At 29.7% G+C, this 25,732-nt stretch carries 40 protein-coding genes; 7 read left to right on the top strand and 33 right to left on the bottom strand.

Features of this window, described 5'->3' with window-relative positions; genetic code table 4:
- Positions 1-14: 14 nt before the first annotated feature.
- The 10 genes from MHJ_RS00820 to MHJ_RS00865 form a co-directional block, all read right to left on the bottom strand.
- Positions 15-665 carry a ribulose-phosphate 3-epimerase gene (locus tag MHJ_RS00820; protein WP_011206068.1) on the bottom strand — a complete coding sequence of 217 codons (651 nt, stop codon included), beginning with the start codon at positions 663-665 and terminating at the stop codon, positions 15-17.
- Positions 646-1,503, bottom strand: a complete 858-nt coding sequence (rsgA, locus tag MHJ_RS00825; RefSeq protein ID WP_011283948.1) for a ribosome small subunit-dependent GTPase A — start codon at positions 1,501-1,503, stop codon at positions 646-648. The genes MHJ_RS00820 and rsgA overlap by 20 nt, the downstream gene beginning before the upstream one ends.
- Positions 1,504-2,097, bottom strand: coding sequence for a guanylate kinase (gene gmk, locus MHJ_RS00830; RefSeq protein WP_011206066.1), 594 nt, complete (start codon positions 2,095-2,097; stop codon positions 1,504-1,506). It abuts the gene before it with no gap.
- Positions 2,078-2,638, bottom strand: coding sequence for a 16S rRNA (guanine(966)-N(2))-methyltransferase RsmD (gene rsmD / locus MHJ_RS00835; RefSeq protein ID WP_011283949.1), 561 nt, complete (start codon positions 2,636-2,638; stop codon positions 2,078-2,080). Before rsmD ends, gmk begins: the two co-directional genes overlap by 20 nt.
- A 26-nt stretch (positions 2,639-2,664) precedes the next feature.
- On the bottom strand, positions 2,665-3,345 hold the full coding sequence (recO, locus tag MHJ_RS00840) for a DNA repair protein RecO (RefSeq protein WP_011283950.1): 681 nt from the start codon (positions 3,343-3,345) through the stop codon (positions 2,665-2,667).
- 479 nt (positions 3,346-3,824) lie between these two features.
- Positions 3,825-4,706, bottom strand: coding sequence for a GTPase Era (era, locus tag MHJ_RS00845; RefSeq protein ID WP_011283951.1), 882 nt, complete (start codon positions 4,704-4,706; stop codon positions 3,825-3,827).
- A gap of 6 nt (positions 4,707-4,712) precedes the next feature.
- Positions 4,713-5,108, bottom strand: coding sequence for a cytidine deaminase (cdd, locus tag MHJ_RS00850; RefSeq protein WP_011283952.1), 396 nt, complete (start codon positions 5,106-5,108; stop codon positions 4,713-4,715).
- A complete protein-coding gene (ybeY, locus tag MHJ_RS00855; protein WP_011206061.1) occupies positions 5,108-5,560 on the bottom strand; it encodes an rRNA maturation RNase YbeY in 453 nt (150 codons plus the stop codon). Before ybeY ends, cdd begins: the two co-directional genes overlap by 1 nt.
- Positions 5,561-5,577: 17 nt before the next feature.
- Entirely contained in the window at positions 5,578-5,961 is a 384-nt protein-coding gene (locus MHJ_RS00860; protein WP_220200845.1) for an MAG1140 family protein, read from the bottom strand.
- Positions 5,933-7,972, bottom strand: coding sequence for an Mbov_0121 family peptidase domain-containing ABC transporter (locus tag MHJ_RS00865; protein ID WP_011283954.1), 2,040 nt, complete (start codon positions 7,970-7,972; stop codon positions 5,933-5,935). Before MHJ_RS00865 ends, MHJ_RS00860 begins: the two co-directional genes overlap by 29 nt.
- A gap of 77 nt (positions 7,973-8,049) precedes the next feature.
- Here MHJ_RS00865 and MHJ_RS00870 point away from each other — a divergent pair, with 77 nt between their 5' ends.
- The 7 genes from MHJ_RS00870 to MHJ_RS00900 all read left to right on the top strand — a co-directional run bounded on the left by MHJ_RS00870 (position 8,050) and on the right by MHJ_RS00900 (position 13,582).
- Positions 8,050-9,246, top strand: coding sequence for a phosphopentomutase (locus tag MHJ_RS00870; protein ID WP_011283955.1), 1,197 nt, complete (start codon positions 8,050-8,052; stop codon positions 9,244-9,246).
- Between the two features lie 165 nt (positions 9,247-9,411).
- Positions 9,412-10,173 (top strand): transcription antitermination protein NusB, encoded by a 762-nt coding sequence (locus tag MHJ_RS00875; RefSeq protein WP_044284596.1) that lies wholly within the window; start codon positions 9,412-9,414, stop codon positions 10,171-10,173.
- Positions 10,145-10,606 carry a hypothetical protein gene (locus MHJ_RS00880; RefSeq protein ID WP_044284742.1) on the top strand — a complete coding sequence of 154 codons (462 nt, stop codon included), beginning with the start codon at positions 10,145-10,147 and terminating at the stop codon, positions 10,604-10,606. Before MHJ_RS00875 ends, MHJ_RS00880 begins: the two co-directional genes overlap by 29 nt.
- Complete coding sequence (locus MHJ_RS00885; protein ID WP_011283957.1) at positions 10,607-11,320, top strand: TlyA family RNA methyltransferase; 714 nt, start codon at positions 10,607-10,609, stop codon at positions 11,318-11,320.
- Positions 11,313-12,458: an aminotransferase class V-fold PLP-dependent enzyme gene (locus MHJ_RS00890; RefSeq protein WP_011283958.1), complete on the top strand. Its 1,146-nt coding sequence runs from the start codon at positions 11,313-11,315 to the stop codon at positions 12,456-12,458. Before MHJ_RS00885 ends, MHJ_RS00890 begins: the two co-directional genes overlap by 8 nt.
- Positions 12,451-12,879: an iron-sulfur cluster assembly scaffold protein gene (locus MHJ_RS00895; RefSeq protein ID WP_014579622.1), complete on the top strand. Its 429-nt coding sequence runs from the start codon at positions 12,451-12,453 to the stop codon at positions 12,877-12,879. Before MHJ_RS00890 ends, MHJ_RS00895 begins: the two co-directional genes overlap by 8 nt.
- Positions 12,860-13,582, top strand: a complete 723-nt coding sequence (locus tag MHJ_RS00900) for a pseudouridine synthase (RefSeq protein ID WP_044284597.1) — start codon at positions 12,860-12,862, stop codon at positions 13,580-13,582. Before MHJ_RS00895 ends, MHJ_RS00900 begins: the two co-directional genes overlap by 20 nt.
- Positions 13,583-13,790: 208 nt before the next feature.
- Here the strand turns inward: MHJ_RS00900 and rplQ are convergent, their stop codons facing one another.
- The 23 genes from rplQ to rplV form a co-directional block, all read right to left on the bottom strand.
- On the bottom strand, positions 13,791-14,153 hold the full coding sequence (rplQ, locus tag MHJ_RS00905) for a 50S ribosomal protein L17 (RefSeq protein ID WP_011283961.1): 363 nt from the start codon (positions 14,151-14,153) through the stop codon (positions 13,791-13,793).
- 2 nt (positions 14,154-14,155) lie between these two features.
- Entirely contained in the window at positions 14,156-15,154 is a 999-nt protein-coding gene (locus MHJ_RS00910) for a DNA-directed RNA polymerase subunit alpha (protein ID WP_011206050.1), read from the bottom strand.
- 6 nt (positions 15,155-15,160) lie between these two features.
- Positions 15,161-15,565, bottom strand: a complete 405-nt coding sequence (rpsK, locus tag MHJ_RS00915) for a 30S ribosomal protein S11 (protein ID WP_011283962.1) — start codon at positions 15,563-15,565, stop codon at positions 15,161-15,163.
- A 2-nt stretch (positions 15,566-15,567) separates the two neighbouring features.
- The gene (locus MHJ_RS00920; RefSeq protein ID WP_011206048.1) at positions 15,568-15,981 is read right to left on the bottom strand and encodes a 30S ribosomal protein S13; all 414 of its coding nucleotides are present in this window, start codon (positions 15,979-15,981) and stop codon (positions 15,568-15,570) included.
- A gap of 145 nt (positions 15,982-16,126) precedes the next feature.
- Positions 16,127-16,240, bottom strand: a complete 114-nt coding sequence (gene rpmJ, locus MHJ_RS00925; RefSeq protein WP_011283963.1) for a 50S ribosomal protein L36 — start codon at positions 16,238-16,240, stop codon at positions 16,127-16,129.
- Positions 16,241-16,284: 44 nt separating this feature from the next.
- Positions 16,285-16,512 (bottom strand): translation initiation factor IF-1, encoded by a 228-nt coding sequence (infA, locus tag MHJ_RS00930; protein WP_011206047.1) that lies wholly within the window; start codon positions 16,510-16,512, stop codon positions 16,285-16,287.
- A complete protein-coding gene (gene map, locus MHJ_RS00935; RefSeq protein ID WP_011206046.1) occupies positions 16,513-17,265 on the bottom strand; it encodes a type I methionyl aminopeptidase in 753 nt (250 codons plus the stop codon).
- Positions 17,256-17,894 carry an adenylate kinase family protein gene (locus tag MHJ_RS00940; RefSeq protein WP_011283965.1) on the bottom strand — a complete coding sequence of 213 codons (639 nt, stop codon included), beginning with the start codon at positions 17,892-17,894 and terminating at the stop codon, positions 17,256-17,258. Before MHJ_RS00940 ends, map begins: the two co-directional genes overlap by 10 nt.
- Positions 17,895-17,939: 45 nt before the next feature.
- Positions 17,940-19,361, bottom strand: a complete 1,422-nt coding sequence (secY, locus tag MHJ_RS00945) for a preprotein translocase subunit SecY (RefSeq protein ID WP_011206044.1) — start codon at positions 19,359-19,361, stop codon at positions 17,940-17,942.
- On the bottom strand, positions 19,361-19,804 hold the full coding sequence (gene rplO / locus MHJ_RS00950; RefSeq protein WP_044284598.1) for a 50S ribosomal protein L15: 444 nt from the start codon (positions 19,802-19,804) through the stop codon (positions 19,361-19,363). The genes secY and rplO overlap by 1 nt, the downstream gene beginning before the upstream one ends.
- A 112-nt stretch (positions 19,805-19,916) precedes the next feature.
- A complete protein-coding gene (gene rpsE / locus MHJ_RS00955) occupies positions 19,917-20,567 on the bottom strand; it encodes a 30S ribosomal protein S5 (RefSeq protein ID WP_011206042.1) in 651 nt (216 codons plus the stop codon).
- 1 nt (position 20,568) lies between these two features.
- Entirely contained in the window at positions 20,569-20,934 is a 366-nt protein-coding gene (rplR, locus tag MHJ_RS00960) for a 50S ribosomal protein L18 (protein WP_193325078.1), read from the bottom strand.
- A 2-nt stretch (positions 20,935-20,936) separates the two neighbouring features.
- Positions 20,937-21,476, bottom strand: coding sequence for a 50S ribosomal protein L6 (gene rplF, locus MHJ_RS00965; RefSeq protein WP_011283968.1), 540 nt, complete (start codon positions 21,474-21,476; stop codon positions 20,937-20,939).
- Between the two features lie 6 nt (positions 21,477-21,482).
- Positions 21,483-21,878: a 30S ribosomal protein S8 gene (gene rpsH / locus MHJ_RS00970; protein ID WP_011206039.1), complete on the bottom strand. Its 396-nt coding sequence runs from the start codon at positions 21,876-21,878 to the stop codon at positions 21,483-21,485.
- 5 nt (positions 21,879-21,883) lie between these two features.
- Complete coding sequence (locus MHJ_RS00975; RefSeq protein ID WP_011206038.1) at positions 21,884-22,069, bottom strand: type Z 30S ribosomal protein S14; 186 nt, start codon at positions 22,067-22,069, stop codon at positions 21,884-21,886.
- Between the two features lie 46 nt (positions 22,070-22,115).
- Positions 22,116-22,661, bottom strand: coding sequence for a 50S ribosomal protein L5 (gene rplE / locus MHJ_RS00980; RefSeq protein WP_011206037.1), 546 nt, complete (start codon positions 22,659-22,661; stop codon positions 22,116-22,118).
- Positions 22,662-22,664: 3 nt separating this feature from the next.
- Positions 22,665-22,988 (bottom strand): 50S ribosomal protein L24, encoded by a 324-nt coding sequence (rplX, locus tag MHJ_RS00985; RefSeq protein WP_011206036.1) that lies wholly within the window; start codon positions 22,986-22,988, stop codon positions 22,665-22,667.
- Between the two features lie 4 nt (positions 22,989-22,992).
- A complete protein-coding gene (gene rplN / locus MHJ_RS00990) occupies positions 22,993-23,361 on the bottom strand; it encodes a 50S ribosomal protein L14 (RefSeq protein WP_011206035.1) in 369 nt (122 codons plus the stop codon).
- A 1-nt stretch (position 23,362) separates the two neighbouring features.
- Positions 23,363-23,650 carry a 30S ribosomal protein S17 gene (gene rpsQ / locus MHJ_RS00995; protein ID WP_014579611.1) on the bottom strand — a complete coding sequence of 96 codons (288 nt, stop codon included), beginning with the start codon at positions 23,648-23,650 and terminating at the stop codon, positions 23,363-23,365.
- Positions 23,643-24,008 (bottom strand): 50S ribosomal protein L29, encoded by a 366-nt coding sequence (gene rpmC / locus MHJ_RS01000; protein ID WP_044284599.1) that lies wholly within the window; start codon positions 24,006-24,008, stop codon positions 23,643-23,645. The genes rpsQ and rpmC overlap by 8 nt, the downstream gene beginning before the upstream one ends.
- A gap of 7 nt (positions 24,009-24,015) precedes the next feature.
- Positions 24,016-24,426: a 50S ribosomal protein L16 gene (gene rplP, locus MHJ_RS01005; RefSeq protein WP_011206032.1), complete on the bottom strand. Its 411-nt coding sequence runs from the start codon at positions 24,424-24,426 to the stop codon at positions 24,016-24,018.
- Positions 24,427-24,428: 2 nt separating this feature from the next.
- On the bottom strand, positions 24,429-25,112 hold the full coding sequence (gene rpsC, locus MHJ_RS01010) for a 30S ribosomal protein S3 (RefSeq protein ID WP_011206031.1): 684 nt from the start codon (positions 25,110-25,112) through the stop codon (positions 24,429-24,431).
- On the bottom strand, positions 25,112-25,723 hold the full coding sequence (rplV, locus tag MHJ_RS04015; protein WP_044284600.1) for a 50S ribosomal protein L22: 612 nt from the start codon (positions 25,721-25,723) through the stop codon (positions 25,112-25,114). The genes rpsC and rplV overlap by 1 nt, the downstream gene beginning before the upstream one ends.
- Positions 25,724-25,732: the final 9 nt, after the last annotated feature.

Below are 25,732 nucleotides of genomic sequence, written 5' to 3' on the forward strand. Positions count from 1 at the left end.
AAAAAATTAATTAATTAATTAATTAATTTTTTAATTTTTAATTTTGTTGGTTTTTCAGCTAAAAAAGTTCCGACTACAATAACGTCAGCCCCAGAATCAAAAACCTTTTTTGAATTAAAATCCTTAATGCCACCATCAACTTGAATGATAATTTTATAATTATTTTCTTGAATTATTTTGGATAATTCTTCTATTTTTTTATAAGTATTTTCGATAAAAGCCTGACCGCCTTTGCCAGGTTCAACTGACATTATTAGAACTAGCTGAATTTCGGGTAATAAATCATAAATTTGTTCTATTTTTGTCTCAGGTTTTATTGCTATTCCTATTTTAATTTTTCGCGAATATTTTGATATTATCTCTTTAATTTGAGCATAATTTCTACTTTCAAAATGAATTGTTGCAAAATTCACATACCCTAGTAATTGCTTAATTTGCTCTTCGGGATTAACAGACATTAAATGAACATCAGAGATAAATTCTTTTGATTTTTTAATAATATTTTTGATTTCTGGAATAGATATTGCTACATTCTTAACAAATATACCATCCATAAAATCAAAGTGAAATCATTTTATGCCAAGATTCAAAAAAATTCTTGTTGATTTTAGCCGACTAGATTTTTTTATATTCAAAAGCGAGGGGCTAATAATTTTTCTTTTCATATTTTCCTAAAAAATAAAGATAATTTTTATAACGATTTTCTGGTATTTTTCCATCTTTTAGCGCCCTTTTAATGCCGCATTGATCAGTTTTCTCCTGAAAATGAAAGCAGGAACGGAATTTGCAGTCTGATGAAAATTTTTTAAATATTTTAAAAGCATTGCGAATTTCATTTTTGGATATCTCGCTGTATGAAAACGAGGAAAAACCGGGGCTATCAATTATCCGAAAATTTTCCTTTTCAATAATTTGGACGACTCTAGTTGTATGCTTTCCACGGTTTAGTGTCTGGGAAATCTCTTGAATAGCAAATTTTTTATCTAAAAAATTATTAATAAAACTGGTTTTTCCGACACCGGTTTGACCGATAACAAAGTTAAGTTTTTTTTCTAATTCGGCTTTTAATTCTACAGGAATTTCATTTTTTTTATTATTAATAAAAAAAATGTTATAATTCATTTTTTGATAATCAAGTAATAAATTTTCAAAATTAGAATCAAGATCAATTTTAGTAACTAATAAAATTACAGGAATATTTTTTGCTTCAATTACCAATAAAAATTTATCTAATAATAAGCTTGAAAAATTAGGTTCTCTAATCGAAATAAAAACTAAAGCTTGATCAATGTTGGCTACTTTTGGACGAATTAGCTGATTTTTTCTTTCATAAATTTTTTTAATAAAGCCTTTTTCTTCAAAATCAACAAAGTCACCAACTATTGGCGATGTTTCATTCAACCGAAGAAGGCCAGAACCTCTTAAAAGCGGGTATAATTTTCGGTTTTTAGGATCGACAACATCATAAAAACCGGCAATAATTCGAACAACTTGCCCTTTCATCTAAGTTTTTTGGATCTCTTTACTTATAATTTTTTCTATTTGGGCAACACATTCTTCTAAATTGTCATTAACCACTTGAAATTTGAACAAATTTTTAATTTTAATCTCAGCTTTGGCTTTTTCTAGTCGTTGATTTATTTGAATATTTGTTTCTGTTAGACGTTTTTGAATCCGGTTTTTAAGAGATTCAATGGAAGGAGGGAGGATAAAAATAGTTAAAAGTTGGGATAATTCACCTTTATTTTTGTAATTTTCAATAATATTTTTAGCACCTGTTGTATCAATTTCCAATAATGGGATAAAATTTTGAGACTGAATAAACTTAATCTGCGATTTTAGGGTCCCATAATAATTATTAAAATGACAACTTCATTCAATAAATTCATCATTTTCAATTTTTTCTTTAAACTCTTGAACTGTTAGGAAAAAATAATTAACTCCGTTAATTTCGTCTCTCCTTTTTTCTCGAGTTGTTGCAGAAATTGCTAACTTTATTAATAAATTTTTATTTTTTAATAAAAGTGATTCAATTGTGCCCTTGCCAACCCCTGAAGGTCCAGACAAAATTATTAATTTACTCATTTTTACCTTCATTGTAATATTTTAGGAAAAAAACGCTGTTTTTACCGTATTTTTTTATTTGATGGATTGAAAAAATGTCCGGAATTAGTTTAGAGCCTAAATTTGTTTTATAAATTATAAGTCCATTTTTTGCTAATAAATTATTTTCTGCAATTTTTCAGAAACATTTTTTTGTAATTTCTTCTTCACTATGGGGAGGATCTAGGAAAATGAAGTCAAATTTTTTATTTTTAAGATCATTAATTAAAAAAATTGCACTTTTATTAAAAATTTGATAATTTTTAATATTATATTTTTTACAAAAATCTACTATATTTTGGTAAGCTTTTTGGTTTAATTCGGTTGCTACCACCTTTTTAGCGCCACGAGAAGTCGCCTCCAGCCCAATCGCTCCAGTACCGGCAAATAAATCAAGCACCTTAGAATTAGGAATTTCAAATTGAAGTTGGGAAAAAATTGCTTCACGACAACGACTAGACATTGGACGCACCACTGAAAATTCAGGATTTTTAATAACCGCACCACGATAATTTCCGGAAATAATTCTAATCATAAATTTTTAAAAATTATACCAAAAGTTTATAGAAAAATGTATGAATTTTTATTTAAAAATAATTTTAAAACATCAAACAAAGAATAAATATAATAAAAATCAATTTTTTCTAAAAATAAATCTAAACTAAAATCTGATCAATAAATAATTTCTAATTCTTTTGGATTAAAACGAATTAAAGGTTTTAAGCTTCGATGGCGAAAACATTCCATCCCCCCAGCAAAATCAAAATTCACTAATCGTTGGTTGGTTTTGCAAACCTTACAACTTGTAAGATTTGCAATTCAACCATTAAATTTAATCCAGTTAATAATTGTATAAACCTTAATTGCATCAGCATTTTTGGCGTTAATTTTAAAAAATGCTTGTTCTAAAATTGGAAAAATTTTAGGTTCAAAATTTTGCTCATGCATAATTTGTGAGGAAAATTTTCAAAAGTTATAAATATTTTTATTAACTAAATCCAAATGCAGAAAACATTCGCCCTTTTTTAATTTTGATAATTTATTAGGATTTTTTGCTAAAAAAATCTCAAATTCACCTAAACAACCAAGATTTAGTATATAAATATTTTTGCTTGTTGTTTTTCTAACGCCTAATGCTACCATTTTTATAATGCCAAAATTAGTGGCTAATTTAATTATTAGATCAAAATCACGAAAATTAAGTCGATCAACAATAATTCCTTTAATAATTTTTTCAGCCATATTCTAAGAAAAAATTCCTATATATTAGTGATAAAAAATAAGTATTTAAATTTAATTTGGATTTTAATATTAATTTAATTAAAAAAATTTAAAAAATTTTTAATTAATTTTTGTTAAAAAAATAAAATTTGGTATAATTATTTTTGGTTAGTAACAATTAAAAGTTACTAACCAATTACAAACATTTAATTATTTCTCTATTTTACTATTTTTTCTTATTTGTATTTGGTAAAAATTACTTTATTCTAATTAATAACATATTTTACTCCAAAATCCTAGTATTTTTTTTATTATTAACTGCCTTTTGTTGTTACTGTAAATTTTATTTACATTGTATTTGGGAAAGTAGTTAGGGTAGATTTAATAATTCCATTTTCATATATTTATTTCCTTCTAATTAAATGAAATAAAGTTAGTAACAAAAACAATTTTAGTTGCTAACTTTATTTTATTTAATTAAAATATAAAATAAAAATGACTTAATACCCGAATCTTTTTATCATTTTAGGGTTATTAAATCATTTTTTCGCTATAGACACGCGGTTTTTTAGAACAACTTTTTTGCCGAAAATCTCTTCAAGTTCTCTACGGGCATCTGTTCCGATTTTTCCTAAAACCGAACCACCCTTACCAATTATTATTGGTAAATGTGATTTTTTTCCTACATAAATTGTTGCCTCAATTTTTACAAAACGGTTATCTGATTCATCAAAATTATCAATTAAAACTGCGCTTTGATGGGGGATTTCGTCTTCAAGATTTAAAAGTATTTGTTTTCTAATAATTTCTTTGGCAAAAAAACGTGAACTTTGATCAGTAACATCCAAATTACTATAAAAATGTTCGGATGGATAAGCAAACTTTTCAATTTCTAATAGTAAATTAATACGTAAGTCTTCTGAATTTGTTGAAAAGGGTAAAATTTTTTCAAAATTAAGTTCACGAAAATTTTTCTCCTGAATTTTAAAATTTAATTTATCATTTTCTAGGTCAGTTTTAGTTATCAAAACAATTTTATTCATATTTTTAGCAATTTTTTTTGCCAAAAATCTAGTATTTTGGTCAACTGGTTTATCAACCGGGTGCAAAAAAAGGACCAGATCAATTCCTTCAAGTGTTGAGTTAATCGCATAATTTAAGGAATTACTTAAATTATTAATTCGCATATGAAAGCCGGGAGTATCGACAAATAAAATTTGAAGATTATCCTTATTATAAATTGCATTTATGGCATCGCGGGTAGTTTGTGACTTTAAACTTACAATTGAGACTGGAAATTCCACAAGCGAATTTATAAGTGAGGACTTACCAACATTAGGTAAACCAACAATTGCTACAAAACATGTTTTTTTTATATCCATAAATTATTAAAAGAAATCCTTGTTAAACTGGTTTGGCAATAGTTGATTTAATGTTCTTTCCCTAAATTCTGACTTGGAATTATAAAGAAAAATACTAACTTTTTCTGAAAAAAATTCAGCACAAACTTGCAAACACTGACCACAAGGGATAATGAATTTATCTGTATTTGGGCTATAAATGTGAATTTCTTTGAAAGTTTTAGGTTCAATTTCGCTTGCAATTGCCTGGGTTATTGCAACCCTTTCAGCGCAAATTGTTGCGGGAAAAACGGCATTTTCAACATTTACGCCTTTAAAAAATTGGCCAGAAGTAGTCACTAAAATTGCAGCAACGGCAAAACCTGAATAAGGACAGTAGGCTTTTTTACTTAATTTTTCTAGTTCTAAAAAAATTTTTTTCATTATCGATTAATTCCTAAATTTATTAAAATATTTTCAACTTTTTCATCCATTAACTTATTTGTTTTTTCATCCTGGTGATCAAAGCCAAGCAAATGATAGATGCTATGAACAAAAAGATAAGAAAACTCACGCTCTTCTGAGTGGCCATATTCATTTGCTTGTTTTATAATTTTTGCTGGGGTCATAAAAATTTCTCCTAGAAAATGAAGGCGAAAATTTTTTTTAGCAATTATTAAATTACTTGGAAAAGACAAAACATCAGGGATATAATTGATATTTTTGAATTTAATGGCTAATTTTTGAGCTTTTCTTTGAGTTATTAACATCAAATCTAGACTAATTTCACCTGTTATTTGCTCTTTTTCGACTAAAAGTTTAAAAATTTTCCTAAACAACTTTAAATATTTAAACTTAATTCTGCTTTGATTAAGGAAATTAATTTTTGCCTTCATTTAATATAATTTTACAATTATTTTATAAAAAGATCAAAAAAATTTCCATTATCCTTAAGAAAAAGTACTGCCGGTATTTGTGTTTTCGGTTTAAGTAAGAGTGATTTTGTAAATTCAATAATAAATTCATTTTGTTTTGTATTAGTTATTTTTATAAGTTCAAGTCTAATACTGCGGTCCTGAAATTGGAATTGAGCAAAGGAATCTTTATTTAACAAATAATAAATATCAGAATTTATTTTTGCAAAAGTTTTGTGTTTTTCATCAATTTCAAGTATAAAATTAATTGTTTTATATGTTTTTATTTGGAAAAAATAATAAAGACTAATCGACATTAAAATTAATAAAATTATACTAATTAATAATGAAATTTTACTGTTTTGATATATTTTTGATATCAAGTATTTCTCCTTCCTCGTTTATAAATCTTTTTGAGTGGGAAATTTCGATAAAAAAAGCATTTTTTTGATAATTTGTAATAACTTTTTTTAAAAATTCAAAATTTTTTTCATCAATATTTTCAAAAGCCTCATCAAGTAAAATTAAGTCAAAATCTTGTGTTAATAATTGCAAAAGTGCGATTATTTGCTTTTGCCCACTTGAAAAATTTGAGCCATTATTAACAAATTTTGCATCAAGTGAAATTTGTCATTCATAAAGCATTTCCTGAATATCAAAACGCTGAAAATTATTTATTAAATTCTGAATTTTTTCAGGATTTTCGTTTGTAATAAAAGAAAGAACCGAAATACTTGGAAAGTAATTATGGGATTTTATATAACAAATTCTTTTGCGAAGTTCGTTTTGGTCATAATACTTTAGATCAAGATTATTAATTAAAAACTCGCCATTATAGACAATATCTTGATTTAAAAGTCTTAAAAAAGTGGATTTCCCACTTCCATTTTTCCCAATTATTCGTAAATTCCCGTTAATCCGCATTTTATCAATATAAAAAAGTGTCTTGTTTTTATAGTAACTAACGCTTAAATCTTTTAATTTAATATCAGAAATTTTTTGGTGGTATTTACCTTTTGCTTCCTTGTCAATATTTAAAACAAAATTTAATAGTTCTAATTCTCTTAAAAATATCGGTAAATTTGTAACTATATCGACAAAAGATGAGAGTGGATTGATAAAAAAACTAAAAAAACTTAAAAAAAGCAAAAGTTCTCCAATCGATAATTTTTTATCAAAAATTCAAAATGAAGACACTAAAACAATTAGGATTGGCGAAATTGAAAAAATAAAATTATTAAAACTTGACAAATAATTTTCTTTTTTTCAAATGTTAAATTCAGTATTTTTATAACGGTAGTATTTTTCATCAAATTGACGCTTTAAATTTTTATAAACATCATCCCGCTTTAAATTTTCAATTGAAAAAATTAAATCATTAGTGCTTGTAAGACTATTTAATTGATCTTCCATTAAAAATCGATGGTTTTTTGTGATATTTTTTCTAACAAATATACTAACTAAAAGATAAACTATACTGATAGCAATAATTAGCCCAAAAATTTTTACATCAATTCAAATAAGAATAAAAAATGAAATTAAAAAAGTGATTAATTCATTAAAAATATGGTAATAAAAGCTAGCAGAAAAACTAGCAAAACTAGGAATTAAATTTATTCGTCGAATATAATCATGATTATCTAATTTTAAAAGTTGAAAATTTTCCCCTGTTTTTAAGGCGCTAAAAAATCGATCAAAAATTTCCTTTTCAATTTTAAGTTCAATTTTATGAATATAAGTTTTTTTAAAAATATCTTGTAAAATCCGCCAAAAAGCAATCCAGATAAAAAAAATACAAACTTTGACCAAAAGCGAAAATTCAGTCTGCGGGAAAACTTTATCAATAACAGTTTTCATAAATAATGAGGAGACAAAATTACTAACCGCAGTAATAAAAAATAAAAAAAGTAAATACCAATTACTTTTTGCCTCAAGGAAAAACCACCAATTATTTCAGCTTTTATCTTTTTTTTTTGATTTTTTATAATCAAAATCTTTTTGGGCAAAAATCACGACGTTTTGGAAAATTTTCTGCATTTCAGTTTTAGTAATTTTCATTTTTCCTTTTAAAGGGTCGATAATTTCAAATTTCCTTTTTGTAATTTTTGTTAGTAAAACATAATGATTTAGATCGCCTGTTTTAATTAAAATAATTGTTGGTTTTCCGAGTTCTAGTTCTTGTAGATTTTCAAATGATCCGCCATATGATTCAAGAATAATGCCAAAATCCTTGGCAACACGTTCAAGATTTGCAATATTTATGCCATCATGTGAATAAAATGCCTTTGTTTTTAGGTCATTTATTGAGATTTTTTTATCATAAAAATGATAATAAATTGATTGGAGAACCGCAAGTCCGCAATCCCTTAAGTCTTTTTGCAAAAATAATTTCATTCTCTGTTGGAAATTATGATAAAAATAGTAAAATTATAAAAAAAAGTGAAAAAAATAGGAAAAACAAAAGTAAAATTATGAAAAACTATAAATTTAAAAGAATTTTTTTAATTGTAACTGACTCGCTTGGAATTGGTGATGATGGTTTCCAAAAAAAATTTAATGATCAAGGCGCAAACACTTTATATTCTGTCTCTAAAACTGGGGAACTAAAAATTCCTTTTTGAAAAAAAATGGGGATAGGAAATATCGCCAAAATTGAAAATTTTGGCAAAAAAAATAAACAACCACTTGCTTATGTCTCAAAAATAATCGTAAAATCCAAAGCAAAAGATACTCTTGCTGGCCATCTTGAAATGATGGGAATCGAAACTGTTAAGCCTAGCCCAAATTTTGATGATGGATTTCCAGATGAATTAATTAATGAACTCCAAAAAGCCTTTGATAATCGTCAGATTATTGGTAATAAATCAATTAGTGGAACTGTTATTCTTGCAGAATTAGGGCAAAAAGCAATTGATGAAAATAAAATAATTGTTTATACCTCACCAGATTCGACTTTACAAATTTGTGGACATGAGGAAAAATTAGGGCTTGAAAATCTTTATCGGTATGCAAAAGCGGCCCGAAAAATTTGTAGCTCTCGGCCAGAATGAAATGTTGCTCGTGTAATTGCAAGACCTTATATAGGTGAAAACGGAAATTTTAAACGCACCTTCAACCGGCATGATTATGCAAATATTCCGCCGAAATCAATTCTTGATTCCTTACAGAAAAACGGAATTGAAACTATTGGAATTGGAAAAATTGGGGATATTTTCTCAAATCAAGGTCTAGATAAAATTTTTGGGCCTAATAGTGATGAAAATAATATGGATATCGCAATTGATATTGCAAGTCAAGAAAGTGAAAATCAATTCATTTTTGTTAATTTAGTTGAATTTGACTCAAGTTATGGCCACCGTCGCGATGTTATGGGATATTGTCAAAATTTAAACAATTTTGATATTAAATTAGCTAAACTAACAAATGCCCTAAAAGATGATGATTTACTAATAATTTCATCTGATCATGGAAATGATCCTTGTTTTCCCGGGACAAATCACACCCGCGAGGCGCTACCGCTTACAATTTTTTCAAAAAAATTTAAATCAAAAACTAAAGAATTAAAAAATCCAATTTCTTCACTGGCCACAATCGGCAATTTAATTGCAAAAAATTTTGGAATTGAAATGGCTGAAATTGGCGAAGATATTTTTGATTTCCTAGACTAAATTTTTAAATTTTAACTAATAAAATTGAAAAATTATGTTAAAATAGTTTAATCTATTGAATGAAGTTTTTCAATTTGTTTTGTAAAAATTCAAAAGAAGTAAAATTATAAACATCTAAATTTATTATTTAATTTGATCAAAATTAACTAAATAGAGCGGACTGAGATGAAGGAATCGGAGATAAAGTATTTTAGCAACAAAAAAAATCAACACAAAAATAAAGTCAAAAATAGTGAAAAAATAGTAAATTTGTCTAAAAAATTAAAGGTTAATTTTAATGTTGAAAAAAATTTAAAAAATAATGTCTCTAATTTTAAGGAAAAAAAATTAAAAAGCAAAAATAAAAAAAATATTAGTCAAGTAAGAAAAGAAAATGAAATTAGTGTAAAAACTGAAAAAAAAACTAAAATTTTAGCTAAAAATAATCAAAAACCGAAAAATGCTATTGAAAAATTAGATAATGAAAATTTTAAAGCTAAAGCTATAGAAAATAATAAAAAAATAGAATTTCGAAACTTAACTAAACGACGTTTAGGACGAATGGGGGTTATTTCTGTAATTTATATTTGACAACTTTTTGACAAAAATATCGATATTAAAGAGATAAAAACAAAATATTTTGAACTAACAATTGACCAATTAAAGTTGCTTAATTTTATAAAAAAAAATTATAGTTTTTTAAGAAAAGTTATTAATTTACAGTTAAAATCCAACTGAAATTGAGAAAGAATTTTGCCATTAATTAGGTCAATTTTACTAGTAGGTGCCGCGGAGTTATTTTTTGTGCCTAGTCGAATTGTTTTTAATGAGGCAGTTGAGATAACTAAAATTTTTAGCATTGCTGGTGACAATGAATTTTGCTTTGTAAATGCTGTTTTACAAAAAATATACAATTATTATGAAATCAAAAATCTTTTTAGAAATTAAAAATAAGTCCGAAATTAAGCGTTTTATTAAAAATGAAATGAAATTTAGAAATTATCGTCGAATTTTAGGTAAAAAATTCAAATTTTTATTTTATAATTTATCAAAAATTCTTGAAGTTGAAATTTCAAATTATAAATCTGCGATTCTTGATCTAGAACTAATTAAAAATATTAATAAAATTAGTAATTGGATTTTTTGTATGAGTAAATTTTTAAATGAAAATTTAATTATAAATTTTCGTATTTATAAAAATTTAGCAATTTTTTTATATTATAGTTGAAAAATACACCTTAAAAAATTTAAACTGCATACAAAATTAACAAATTACGAAGACAAGCGCCGGGACGCTTTTAATGCCTTATCAATTGAATGAATTAAAGTTGATTCGGTGTTTAATCTTAAAATTATTGCGATTTTAAAGAGGTGAAAATAAATGACCCTACTCGAAAAGGTTTTAAAAATGGGCTTTGAAAAGGCAGAATCACTAATTCGTACAGGTTATGTAAAGCTCAATAATCAAACTTGTTATTTTCCAGGTCAAAAAATTTCAAATTTAGATTCCATTAATATTAAAGAAAAACAAAAATATGTCTCTCGGGGCGCCTTAAAATTACAAGCCGCATATGATTATTTCAAACTTAATTTTCAAGATAAAATTATCCTTGATATTGGCGCTTCTAAAGGGGGTTTTACTCAATTTTGTCTTGAAAAAGGAGCTAAAAAAGTTTATGCACTAGATTCAGGGACTAACCAACTTGATTATTCACTGCGAATTAACCCTAAAGTTTGTGTAAAAGAAAAGACAAATATCAAATTTGTTGATAAAAGTTTTTTTAATGATGAAATTGATCTAATAGTTTGTGATGTTTCGTTTATTAGTCTTAAAAAAGTTTTAGTGGTAGTTAAAAATTTGTTAACACAAGGTAAAAATTGTATCACACTTTTAAAACCGCAATTCGAAGCAAATTCAAAATATGTCCAAAAGGGTGGAATTGTTCCAAAACTATACCATAAATTTTTAATTAATAGAATTATTGAATTTGCAAAACCAAGTTTTGAATTTCTCAATTTTTTTGAATCACCAATTAAAGGACAAAAATCCAAAAATACAGAGTATTTTTTACATTTTATTAGAAAGAATGACTAACTTTAAAAATAATTTTCCTTTTCTTAACAAGGTTACTTACCTTGATTCTGCAGCAATGATGCAAAAACCACTTTCTGTAATTAAAAAAATTAGTGACTTTTACTTAAATTCAGCTATAAATATTCATTCACAGAATTCAAAAATAGGCTATGAAAATAGTGATAAAATCGGAAAAATTAGGGAAAAAATTGCCAGATTTATCAATGCCGAATCAGAAGAAATTATTTTTAATTCTGGAACAACCGAAGCAATTAACTTATTTGCTAATATGATTAAAAAATTCCTAAAAAAGGGTGATCAGATTTTACTTTCGCCTCTAAATCATTCATCAAATTTAATAATTTGAATAAAAATAGCAGCTAAAATAGGTGCCGAAATTATTTATAGTAAAAAAATAATTGATAAAATTTCACCAAAAACTAAAATTATTGCTTTTTCACAAACGAATAATTCAATTTTAGTTAATCTGAATTTGGTGGAGATTTGGAAAAAGGCTCTAAAATACCACGCTTTTGTATTTAATGATGCTACTCAGGCAATAAATTATCAAAAAGTTAGTCTGAAATTATGCCATGGCCTTGCTTTCAGTTCAAATAAATTTTATGGGCCAACCGGCCTTGGAGTCTTAGCAATAAAAAAGGAACTTCTTAATAAATTAGAGCCAGTTAAATTTGGAGGAGGAACAGTTGCAGAAATAAATTCTAAAAATATAGTTTATTATAATGGTTATCGAAAATTTGAGGCAGGAACCTTGAATTTAGCAGCAATTTGGGGGCTTGGTGCTGCAGTTGATTTTATAAATGCTATCGGAATTAAAAAAATTGCCAAAAAACTACAAGTTTTAAGTATTTATTTATACGAAAAACTTGAAAAAATTGAAAAAATTGAAATTTTTTCTAAAAAAGGCAATCATATTATAATTTTTAATATTAAAGAATTTAACGCATCGGATGTTGTCTCATATCTAGGAAATAATAATATTTATGTTCGCAGTGGGACGTTTTGCGTTCCTTTTTTAGAAAAAATACTAAAGAAAAGAAGCTTTATTCGTGTTTCACTAGCATTTTACAATGATTTTAACGATATTGATAGACTAATTTCGGTTTTAGAAAAAAAGGAGTTTTTGAATTTTGTATAAGGATTTCAGCAAAAGGCGTGATATTATTTTAAGTTCAAATAAAAAATTTAATGAAAAAAAACGAATTTGTCTAACAAAAAATAGTCAAATAAATGAAAATTGTGATGATAGGGCAAGTCTTGATTTAGAAATTTTTGAGAAAAAAATTGAAAAAATTCAATTTTGCGCTTCAGGATGCAGCCTTTTGATTGCAAGTTGTTATTTATTTGAGAAAATTCTAATTAAAAAAACTATAAATCAAGTCAAAATTTTACTAGATAAATATGAAAAAATGATAAATTTTCAGGAAATTATTCCTGAATTAGACAGTCTTAATGCTTTAGTTATGGTAAAAAATCACCCAAATCGCCTAGTATGTGTGAATATACCAGTAAAATTATTAAAAAATCAACTAGGAAATTATGAAAAAAATCAGAATTAACAAATTTTTATCGGAAATGGGGGTTTGCTCGCGTAGGCAATCTGAGAAATTAATTTTACAAGGTCGGATAAAAATAAATAACGAAACTGCGAAAATTGGACAAATAATTAGTCAAAATGATGTAATTGAACTTGATCAGCAAAAAATTACTAAAAAACCACCAATTTTTTGATATGCATTAAATAAGCCAAAAAATTACATTACAAGCCGGTTTGATCCAGAAAATAGACCAACAATAATGGAATTTTTTAGTAAAAATGAATATCTTTTTCCTGTTGGAAGATTAGATTTCCAAACTACCGGGTTAATTTTGATCACAAATGATGGAAAAACTACAAATAAATTATTACATCCAAGCTCAAAAATCGAGAGAACATATTTAGTAAAAACAGATTTTAGTCTCAGTGATAAAGAAATTCGCTTCTTAAATGATAATAAAATCCAACTTGATAGTGTTAAATCCATCCAAAAAATTAAAAAATGTAGCTCCAGAACTTACCTTGTAACAGTTTGGCAAGGTTCTAACCATCATATCAAAAAACTATTTTTGTCAATAAGTAAAAAAGTTCTAAAGCTGAAGAGGGTAAGTTTTGCAAATATTAAACTAGATAACATCAGCGAAGGCAAGTACCGAAAACTAACAAATCAAGAAATTAAATCACTCGAGAATCAAGTAAAAAATACGACTAGATTAGGTGACTAAAAAATTAAAAATTTACATCAATTTACGTATTCTTTTTGATTTTTATATTAAATTTTTTGATATAAAAATCAAAAAGAATAGGAAAATTTGCCTCGCAACCCTAAAGGTTTTTTTTCTTTAATTCTTAAAATAAAAATTATTATATAAAATTAAAAAAACACTTGTTTTTAAAGTGTTTTTTTTACTTTATAAGCACTAAAAGAATTATCTAGACTAGTTCAATTATTGCCATTTTTGAATTATCACCTAATCGACTTGGAATTCTAACAATCCGAGTATATCCCCCGTTTCTTTCTTGATAACGAGGTGCGACTTTGTTAAATAAATAAGGCATAACTTTAACTCCATCTCTGGTTTTTAGGCCATAAAGGAAGCTAAGAATTTGCCGACGGGCGGCAAGATCGTTTTTTTTTGCCTTTGTAATTAGTTTTTCAACTACCGAACGAAGTCGTTTTGCGCGATCAAGGGTTGTTTTAATATGTCCATGTAAAATTAAAGAGGTTGCAAGTGAACGAAAAACTTGGCGATCTCAGGCCGCATCATGCCGATAAATTTGATGTGGATTTGCCATTTTTAATTTTCTCCTTTATTTTCGTTTTTATAGTTTTGTAGTTTTTCCATTATCTCTTGCACCGATTTTCGTCCAAGATTTTTAATATTCTCAAAATCATCTTGACTAAGTTTTTCAATATCTGAAATTTTATAATACTGCGCGCGACGAAGGGCATTAAGTGAACGCACAGAAAGATCAAGTGCATCAATACTATTTGAAAAACGGCGGATAGGTTCTTCTTTAATCTCTTGATCACCAAAGAAATCAGCACTGAATTTATTAAGGTTTTCAACATCGGCAAGCAAATTAAGGTGGGCAATAAGAATTTTTGCCCCCTGCGAAAGAGCATCTTTTGCAAAAATAGATCCATCAGTTTTAATTGAAAAATTTAGTTTTTCTTCAATTATTGGACTTGCTGAGTTAATTTCAACAGCTTGATAATTTGCATTTAATACAGGCGAAAAATCACTATCAACGGCTAAAACAGACCCTTCAATTTGGGACTCAAGCAGCGAAATTACCTCATTTACATACTTTTTGTTTGTTTCAAAATCTACAAATCCTTTACCATTTGTAATAAAAAGTTCAAATTTTAAAGCTCCTACTTTGGAAACATCAGCAATATATAAATCCGGATTTACAATTTTAAGACCACTGTGAGATTCAATATCACGGGCATAAATTTGCCCTGCTTTTTGACCTAAAAAACTTGCCACGTGGATTGAATTTTGACTAAAAACACTTGGATTATAGAAAAAACGTACTCTTTTTAAATTATTAAGAATTGTGACAACATCTTCAATTACATCATCAAGAACGGTAAATTCATGTTTTATTCCCTCAATTTTAACCCCAAAAACTGCACAGGAAGGAATTGACGATAAAACTGTTCGGCGAAGCGCATTTCCTAAGGTATTACCGAGTCCGCGTTCGAGTGGTTTTATTTCAAAGCTTGTTTCAAATTCATTAACTTGTTCAACAAGATTTTCAGAATAATAAACTTTTGCGTGTTTTTTCATAAGTTTTTACCTTTTTTCCTGGCGTTTAAATCATTTTCGAGGTGGGCGTGTTCCATTATGTGGAACTGGAGTTACATCTTTTGTTAATAAAATGTTAAGTCCGGAGGTAATAATTTGTTTTCGGGCCGCTTCTTTGCCCTGTCCTGTCCCTTTTAGTTCGACAATCACCTCCCGAATTCCATGTTCGCGCGCTTTTTGAGCCGCTGCAGCAGTTGCTAAAGTTGCTGCATAGGCTGTCTTCTTCTTTGTTCCTTTAAATCCAACTGATCCTGAAGATGCCCAAGAAATTACATTTCCTTGTTTATCAGTAAAAGAAATAATAGTATTTTGGTGCGAAGAATGAATATGAGCGATGCCGACGGTAACATTTTTTGGACGAAGTTTTTTAACTTTTTTTACATTAGTTGCCATTTTTATTTACCTTTATCCTTTTTAGCCATAATTGTTTTTCGCGGTCCTTTACGAGTTCGGGCATTTTTTTGGGTAACTTGACCACGAACAGGTAAGCCTTTTCGGTGGCGAATTCCACGATAACATTTAATTTCAATTAATCTTTTAATATTTGACTGAACCTCGCGGTGAAGATCACCTTCGGTCTTATAAGTTTTAGCAACATCACGGATGACTTGTAAAACTTCTTCATTTATTTCTTTTACCTTGGTGTTTTCGGTTAAAATTGGGAATTTTTTTCCAAATTTTTCTTCCTGTAACTTTGCCGTTTTTTCAACAATTTCTGTTGCCAGCGATTTACCAATTCCAAAAATGCTACAAAGAGCAATCACAATCCTTTTATGATTTGGAATTTCAACATTTAAAACACGTGCCATTTTGAATATTTAGTTAAATATTTCTCCTTTTTTTAGATTTTTGTAAAAAATGAAATTTTTTTTAAAAATCAAAATTTTTTAGTTTTTTTAAATAAAAAAATTTTTGATTTCTATTTGAAAAAGATTAAAACTATAAAAATCTAGCCTAACCTTGTCTTTGCTTATGCTTTTTTATTAAACAAATAACACGATTAATTGAGCGTCGTTTAATAATTTTACAATCTTTGCAAATTTTTTTAATACTTGCACGAACTTTCATATTTTTATCCTTTAAAATTTATTTAAACAATTTAGTTATATAAATTATTTAAACCGGTAAACTATTCTTCCTTTTGATAAGTCATAAGGCGAAATTTCCACCTTTACCATATCACCAATAATAATTTTTATATGATGAATTTTCATTTTTCCCGCGATATGACAGTTTAATTTAATCCCATTTTCGAGAGTTACCTCATATTCCTGGGCATTAAAAACGTGGGTGACTTTTCCCTGAAATAATAGTTTTTGTTCTTTTGGTAAATTTGCCATCTAGTTTTGAGCCATTTCTGTAAGAATTATCCCTCTACCATCCTTAATTAAAATTGTCTCTTCATAATGGGAGGTTTTTCTGCCATCTTTTGCTTTTACCGACCATCCATCCTTTAAAATTTTAATATGCGGCGAGGTTTGTAGAATCATTGGTTCAATGCAGATAACCATATTATCAACTAACTCTATCCCTTTTTTGGGGATGCCGAAATTATAAATGTTTGGATTTTCGTGTAATTTTTTGCCTATCCCATGACCAGAAAATTCATAGGGAGTGAAAAATCCATAGGATTTTATTACGTTGTTAATTGCAAAACCGATATCACCTGTTTTTGCTCCAGGTTTTATCGCTTTAAAACCGGCAAAAAATGCTTCTTTTGCGCAGTTAATTAATTTTTGATTTTCTTGATCTGGTCCAAGTGATTTTGTAAATGCACTATCTACAAAAAAACCATTATAAGAAAGTCCTAAATCGATTGAAACAAGATCATTTTCTTTAATGACATATTCACTGGGGATTCCATGGATAAGAATTTCATTAACACTTGCACAAATTGTTGCCGGAAAACCGTGATAATTTAGAAAAGCTGGTTTTGCATTTCGGCTTTTAATCTCTTCAAAAGCTATGGCATCCAGTTCTTTTAAAGAGATTCCTGGTCTTACAAAGTCATAAATTTTTGCCTTAACTTCTGCCAAGATTTTGCCAGCAATTTTCAACTGGCTTATTTCAAATTCATTTTTAATTATAGCCATTTTTCAATTTCTATAACTGTTTCTTCAAGGGTTTGCTCGGCATCTAGATAATATATTATACCACTTTTTTTGAAAAATTCAACAATTGGAATCACTGAATTATTGAATTTTTCAATTCGATGTGTGATAATTTCGGGACGATCATCATTTCTGGTAATTAAATCGGTGCTATCAAGGTCACATTTTAGTTCGTTTTTCGGTTTTGCAAGCAATAAATTATAAGATTTTTGACATTTTTGACAAAAAAGTCGCTGAGAAAGACGCGAAATTATCGTCTCATTTTTTATTTTTAGATAAAAAACACAATCTAGATTGATGCCATTTTTGATCATAAATTCCAACTGTTGAAGCGTTCGAGGATAACCATCAAGAATATAACCTTGATTTTTAGGGATTTTTTTGATAAAATCAGCAACTAATTTATTTGTTATTTCATCAGGGACATAACTTCCTGAACTTAAATAATTTTGAATTTGTGCTGCAAATTGGGAATCTTCACTAATTTTTTTTCGAAAAAGATCACCTGTAGAAATATGAACTAACTTGTATTTTTCAACTAAAATTTTTGAAATAGTTCCTTTACCTGAGCCAGGAGCTCCTATAAAAAGAATTTTTTTATTGCTTTTCATTTTTAAGTTTGCCTTCTTTTAATCAAAAATGTTAAAAATTAAATTTTACCATAAAAGATCCTGATTTGAATCAATAGAAGGAGAATTTTTTCGAACTTGTAAATTTTTGCGGATCTTTTTACTTTGTTTTAGAACTTTTTGTGCATCATAACGGGCTTTGATCTGCGAAATCGTTTCAAGTGTAGTTGTTGCTAAAATTATTATCGAAGTTCCTGAAATTGTGATTGCCGAAGGAAGACCTAACATAATTTCAACAGGTTGGAGAATTCCTAAAAAGGTAAGATAAATCGCACTGAAAACTGAAAGTCGCAAAACCACTGAAATTAAATAATCTTCAGTCTGTTCTCCTGGGCGAATCCCAGGGATAAAAGTTGAATTTTTGGCAAAATCCTGTGCAATTTTATCAACTCGGGATTGTTGTAAGGACATTATTATTGAAAAGGAGACATTAAAAACAATAAAAATGATAAGACCGATTGGGTGATAAATTTGCATATTATTATCTATTCAATTCCGAACTGCTGAGGTATTTCTATCAAGAAATCCGCTAAAAAGTGTCGGCAGTGAAACGATAATTAAGGCAAAAATTACAGGCATAATTCCAGCAGGATTTAATTTAAGGGGTAGGATTGAAATTTCCTTAATATTTTTTGACATACCTGATCCGGTTTGTTGAATTGGAATTTTTCTTTCAGCTAAATACACATAAATCGCAATTAATAAAATAAGTAAAAATCCAAAAATATAAAGAATAAAACTTAAAACCTGAGAAATTAGCGAAGAGGAGAAACTAAGATCGACAAGATACTCAAAAGCGTGTTGAAAACGACGAGGTAGACCCACTACAATTCCAGAAAAAATTAGTAACGAAGTACCATTTCCAACGCCTTTATCCGTAATTTGTTCGGCAAGAAATAAAGAAAAAAGTGAACCTGCTACTAAAACAAGCGGCAAAACCAACCAGATAAAAACTGGTGTATTAATTTCGAGGCGAACAAACCCATAATCAGGATTAAGAATGACTGTTCGTATTAGCACAACAGCCTGGATAACTGCCACTAACAAGGTAAGAAATCGCGTTATTATGTTAATTTTTCTTCTACCTGCAGGGCCTGATTGTGATAGCCGATGGATTGGAGGGAATAATTTTGTCTGGGCAATTAGCATAAATAAAGATGCCGTAATGAACGGGCTAATTCCAAGAGCAACTACTGAAAAATTCAGCAACCCGCCACCGCCGACGGTATTTATAATTCCTAAAAAGGAATTAGAATCAAGTTGAAACTGTAGCAATTTCAACCCTGGGATAGTAATTGTACCACAAACTATAAAAATTACAAGTAAAAAAAATGTAAAAATTAATTTGCGGGCTAAAATTTTTTCCCTATAGGCAAAATAGGCTCGATTTTTCAGACTAACATAGGCAGAATTTATTCCAAGTCAAACCTTAGCCAATAATTTTAGCACTAGCGAACCTCGATTTTTCCACCCTTTTCTTCGATTTTTTTCTGCGCGGCTATTGAAAAAGCATTCGTGGTAACTGTTAACTTTTTAGTTAGATCCCCGTTTGCAAGTAATTTAGCTTTCATATTTCGTTTTTTGAGGACCTTTTTAAGATACAATGACTCTAAACTAACAGTATCCCCGTCTTGGTAGCGGCTCTCAAGGTCACTAATATTGAAAATTTCGTATTCTTTTTTGTTAAAGTTTCGAAATCCTCTTTTTGGAACCCGGCGAAACCAAGGATTCTGACCTCCCTCAAATCCAAGACGGACTGTTGAACGTTTTTTTTGCCCCGACTGACCTCTACCGGCTTGTTTACCTTTTCCGGCGGCATGTCCACGTCCTTTTCGGTGTTTTTCTTTTCTTGCCCCAGGGGTATAACTAAGATTTTCAAGTCTAATTGACATTTTTCTTCCTTATTTTCTCTAAGTTTGATAATTATACTGTATTTTTTTAAAAAACCAAGTTTTTTTTAAAAAAAAGGAAAAATTTGGGAAAATTAGCCAGTTTTTCCAAATTTTAAACTTTTTGCGCCTGCGCTTGCTGTGGGCTTAAATCACGTAATTCGGCTACTTGATTAATTGTTCTTAGTTTCAAAAGTGCTTTTAAGGTTGCTCTGACCACGTTGATTTTTGTTCTTGATCCGTAAGTTTTTGTATAAATATCGGTATATCCGGCAAGTTCGACTACAGCTCGCACTGTATTTGAAGCCACAATTCCTTTTCCTCTTGGAGCTGGTTTTATTAGAATTTTTGAGGCTAGATACTTAACAGCAATTTCATGAGGAACAGTGGATTTTCGATAAATTGGTACACTTACAAGGCGATTTTGGGCGTCTTTTATTGCTTTTTTAACTGCATCTTGGACCTCATTAGCTTTGCCATGACCAAAACCGACTCTTCCTTTTTTATTACCAACTACCGCAAAGGCACTAAAAGAAAAGCGACGACCACCTTTTACCACTTTAACAACACGGTGAATTGCAATTACTCTTTCTTCGAATTCAGGTTTAGAATTTTTATCCCGCGAATTTTTTCTAAGCGGTCTACGCCGTTGAATTGGTTTAACTTCACGTGAATTTAAAGGGTTTTTTGCAACTGATTGGGAATTTAGTTCTACTTTTGGATCTTGATTTAGTAGATCTTTTTGGTTTTCAAGTTTTCTATCCATACTAGAATTTTACTCCTTGATCTCGCAGGGCATTTGCAAATGCTTTAACCCGACCATGAAAAAGATAACCACCGCGATCAAAAATATAAGACTCATTTTCCAAATTAAGCTTTTTCATCTTTTTATATAAATCAGGGGCTAAACTTGAAGCTGAGACAATATTACCTTTATATCCATTTGACTTATCAAGAGTTGAGACCGAAGTTATTACCTTATTTTTTCAAGGATCAAAAATATAAGCATAAAAGTTGCGTAAGGATTTATAAATACCAATTCGATATTTTTGCTTGTCTTCACGGTTTGATTTTAATTTTTTCAAAATCCGGACATGTTTTGCTTTACGATAATAGTTACGTGATTTTTGCATAATTATTTTGAAGCTTTTTTCCCTTCTTTGAGTTTAAGAATTTCATCTTGATAAGAAATTCCTTTTCCTGAATAAGCATTTGGTTTGCGCACTTGTCGAATTTGGGCAGCAAACTGACCGACTTTTTGTTTGTCGATCCCTTTGATTAAAATAGTGGTTGGATTTGGAACTAAAACATCAAGTTCTTGCGGAATTCTGATCTCAACAGGATGAGAATAACCGACTAAAAGTTCAATTAAATTTTCTTTTAGACTTACTTTATAACCAACCCCTTTGATTTTTAATTCTTTCTGAAATCCTTTAGAGACCCCGATTATCATCGCAGATAAATGCGAATTTGTAGTCCCATGTAGTTGTTTTATTTGTTTTGTTTCAGAATTTCTTGTTGTTTTTAGACTTTGATTTTCAAGTAAAATTGTTATTTCCTTTGCAAATTGTCTTTCGAGGATACCTAAAGGTCCTTGAACTTTGACAGATGATCCTTGAATTTCAATTCTAACTTGTTCAGGAACTTTCAAAATACGATTACCGACTCGTGACATAATTTTTTACCAAATATAGGCGATAATTTCACCACCTACATTTTCCTTTCTTGCTTGTGAATCAGTTAGAAGACCTTTTGAAGTCGAAAGAATTGCAATTCCAAAACCTGATTGAACAAAAGGAATTTTTGATGCACTTGTATAAACCCGCAAAGAAGGTTTGGAAATTCTTTTAAGACCAGAAATGGAAGAAAGATTTCCTTTGTATTTAAGCTCAACAGTGATATTTTTTTTAAGATCACCTTCAACTTGAAAATCCTTAATATAACCAGCTTTTTGGATAATTTCTAAAATTTTTACTTTTGTTTTTGAATGCTGAAATGAAACATTTTTATGTTTTCTAATTGTTGCGTTCCGAATTCGGGTGAGCATATCAGCAATTGGATCTGTTATAAAAGCCATAATTTTTACCAACTCGCTTTCTTAATTCCAGGAATTCGTCCTTGGTGCGCTAAAACTCGAAAACAAATCCGGCAAATTCGAAATTTTCTTAGAACTGAATGAGAACGGCCACATAACTGACAACGAGTATAGGCGCGAACTTTGAATTTGGGAGCCCGATTTGCTTTAACTTTTCAGGATGTTTTTGCCATATTTTTCCTTTTTTTTTATTTAAAATTAGTAATTTTATGCTAAAAATTATACTTTTTTAGCAAAAGGGAAACCTAATAATTCTAGTAATTTAAAACCTTCTTGATCATTTTTTGCACTTGTAACAATTATTACATCAAGTCCCCGAATTTTGCTGATTTTATCAAAAGTAATCTCAGGAAAAACGATTGATTCTTTAAATCCAAGGGCAAAATTTCCATTTCCATCAAAAGATTTCGGGGAAAGTCCACGGAAATCACGAACCCTTGGAATTGCAATGTGCAGAACTTTTGCTAAAAAGTTTCACATCTGCTGTCTTCTTAAAGTGACTTTACCACCCATTGGCATTCCTTGGCGTAATTTTCAAGTTGCCAAGGATTTTTTTGCTACAGTTTTATAGGCTTTTTGGCCGGTGATTTTTGCTAGATCTTCAAGAACAGCTTCAATCGCTTTGGCATTACTTGACTGGTTTCCGGCGGTCATATTGACGACAACTTTAGTAATTTTTGGCACTTGCGAAGGCGATTTGAAGTTAAAATGTGCTTTTAATTGACCAAAAACCTTTTCATAATAATGTTTTTCAAGTTCTATCATAACCTAAATTGCCTTTCCGGTTTTTTTTGCAATGCGGATTTTTTTCTTATTTTCAATCTTAAAACCAACTCGGGTAGGAATTGCGGGCTTATCTTTTGTTGCTTTTTTGGCAACTAAAGCCAATTTTGAAAGCAAAATTGGGGCTTCAAAAGTGATAATTTCGCCACTTGTATTTTTATTTGAAGGTTTTCTGTGTTTTGTTTTGATATTAACTCCTTTAACAATCGCTGCTTTTTTTGCTGGGATTAGTTCTAAGACCGCGCCTTGCTTTCCTTTATCATCACCAGATAAAACCACAACTGTATCATTTTTACGAATTTTTCCCATTTTTTTATAAAACCTCCTGCGCTAATGAAGCTATTTTAAGATAACCTTTTTCCCGAATTTCCCGGGCAATCGGACCAAAAACCCTTGTTCCCCGGGGAGTTCCGTCCTCTTTTATGATCACCACAGCATTATCATCAAATTTTATATGAGTTCCATTTTTTCTTCTAAGTCCATAAGTTGACCGAACAATTAAAGCTTTGACTACTTGACCTTCTTTGAGCATTCCGTTAGGAATTGCTTTTTTAACAGAAACTACAACAATATCACCAATATTTGAAGTTTTTTTTACCGAACCACCTAGATTGCGAATTACACCCACGATTTTTGCACCGGTATTATCGGCAACATTAAGGCGCGAAAGTTCTTGTAGCATTCTAGATTTCTCCTTTTTTCTGTAAGACTTCGACTAAACGGAAGTGTTTTGTCTTTGAAATTGGCCGACATTCGGCAATTTTGACAAAATCACCTACTTCTGCCAGGTTTTTTTCATCGTGAGTGTTAAATTTTTTGCGCTTTTTAAACCTTTTTGCATAAAGTTTATGTTTGTAGGCGGTTTCAACTTCAACCATAATTGTTTTTGGGGAGGTTCTAATGACAATTCCTTGTAAAGTTTTCCGAAGATTTCGGGTTTGAGCTTTTTTTTCTAAAGTTAAATTATTCATTTTCAGCACTCATTTCTTGCTTTTTAACTAGATTTTTTTGAATTTTTGGGACTAAAAGTGGTTTTAGTTCATCTCTAAAATGGGACTTAAGTGATTTTGGCTTTACCAAAGAGGAAATTTTTCCCACCTTTTTCGCTTTTTTTCTTGGTTTTTTCAGCTTTGGTACTTCTTCAAGTTTTCTTTGGGAAATAATTGTTAAAACTCTGGCAATCATTTTCCGCATCTCGCCAATTTTATGACTTTGATCTAAATTTGAGCTTTGATTTTTAAAACGTAAGGTGAATAACTCGGAACGATATTCAAGAAGTAATGAATTTAATTCGCTTGCTGTTTTTTTTAAAAGTTCTTTAAATTCCATAATTTTCCTAAACTGTTGCTACAATTTTTCATTTAAGCGGTAATTTATGTCCGCCAAGTCGTAAGGCATCCCGGGCAATTTCATCTTTTACCCCTCTGACTTCAAATAAAATCGTATTTCTTTTAACCACAGCGACTCAACGATCAACCGAACCTTTTCCCGAACCCATTCTGACCCCAATCGGTTTTGAAGTTAGTGCTAAATGCGGGAAAACCCGAATAATAACTTGCCCTTCACGACCCATCCTTCTAGTAATTGCGATCCGAGCAGCTTCAATTTGGGCAGCTGAAACCCAAGCCGATCCAGTAGCTTGAAGACCATAATCACCAAAAGCAACAAAATTACCAGAATGCGCATCGCGTTTGTCATGATAAAGTCGAAAAGTTTTGCGGTGTTTTGTTTTTTTGGGTTGTAGCATTTCTATCTCCTTTTATCAGCTCGTATAATTGCATCAATATCAGTTTTTTCTTTGATTTCTCCAAGTGAAACTCAAACCTTTACCCCTAGAATCCCGTAAGTAGTTTTGGCGATTGCAGTTGCATATTCAACATTTTGCCTTAAAGTATGTAATTTCATTTCACCTTCAGCATATCCTTCACAGCGAGCCATTTCAACTCCATTGAGTCGGCCACAGACAATCGTTTTCACACCGGTTGCCCCGTTTTTTAGGGCAGTTCGAATTGCAAATTTTTGGGCAATTCGATAGGATTTACGCTGCTCGAGTTTTTCGGCAATTAATTCTGCCATTAATTTTGCATTTAATTCCGGACTTTGGATATCAACTGCATCAACATTTATAACAATTTTGCGATTTTTTAGAGTTTTTCTTAATTTTTCAACTATTTTTTTCAGATTTTCGCCTGAAGCACCAAGAAAAGAACCTAATTTTGCTGTATAAACAAGTACAGTGATTGCATTATTTCGGTCACGGCGAATCACCGTATTTCCAATTTGATATTCACGGGTCAACTTTTCAAAAAAGCGGTGGATTTTGACATCTTCTAATAAATTTATCGAAAATTTATTTTTATCTGCATACCAAATTGCATTATGATTTCTTGTGATTCCAAAACGAAAACCGTTTGGATTGACTTTTTGTCCCATTATTTAACCTCTTTTTCTTGCGCTAAAACCGTGTTTGTGGCATCGTTTTTAGTATTATTATCCGCTAAATCAGTTTTTTTGGCGGTTGTAATACTATTTGTTTTTGCTGATAATTGGGAATCAACCCCATTTTCGGGGTCATTTTGGGGTTGTTCAGCCTGGCTTTGCTGGGAGAGCGCCCCACTTTGGGTATTTTCCGGGGATTTTGAAACTAGATTTTTTTCTGTTTCTTGATATTCTTGATTTTGACTTTCTCCGCCGTTTTGACTGGCTAAAATAACTTTAAAATGGGATGTTCTTTTTAAAATTTGGCTCGCTGCCCCTTTAGCGCGGGGACGAAAACGCTTTAAAGTTGGACCCTCATTGACAATTGCAGCCTTGATAATTAAGTTTGAATGTTCAAAACCGTGGTTGTTAATCGCATTTGCAACTGCTGAATTAATCAATTTTGTAAAAATGGGTGAAGCCTTTTTTTTGGTATGACTAAGAATTGCTAGGGCATCAGAAACTTTTTTCCCCTTGAGTAAAACCGCCACAAGGCGGGCTTTGAATGCGGAAATTCGCTGTGTTTTGAGTGAAGCGACTGCTAAATTATGATTTTCTACCTTCATTTATTTACC

It is taken from the genome of Mesomycoplasma hyopneumoniae J, assembly GCF_000008205.1.
Classification (GTDB): Bacteria; Bacillota_I; Bacilli_A; order Mycoplasmatales; family Metamycoplasmataceae; genus Mesomycoplasma; species Mesomycoplasma hyopneumoniae.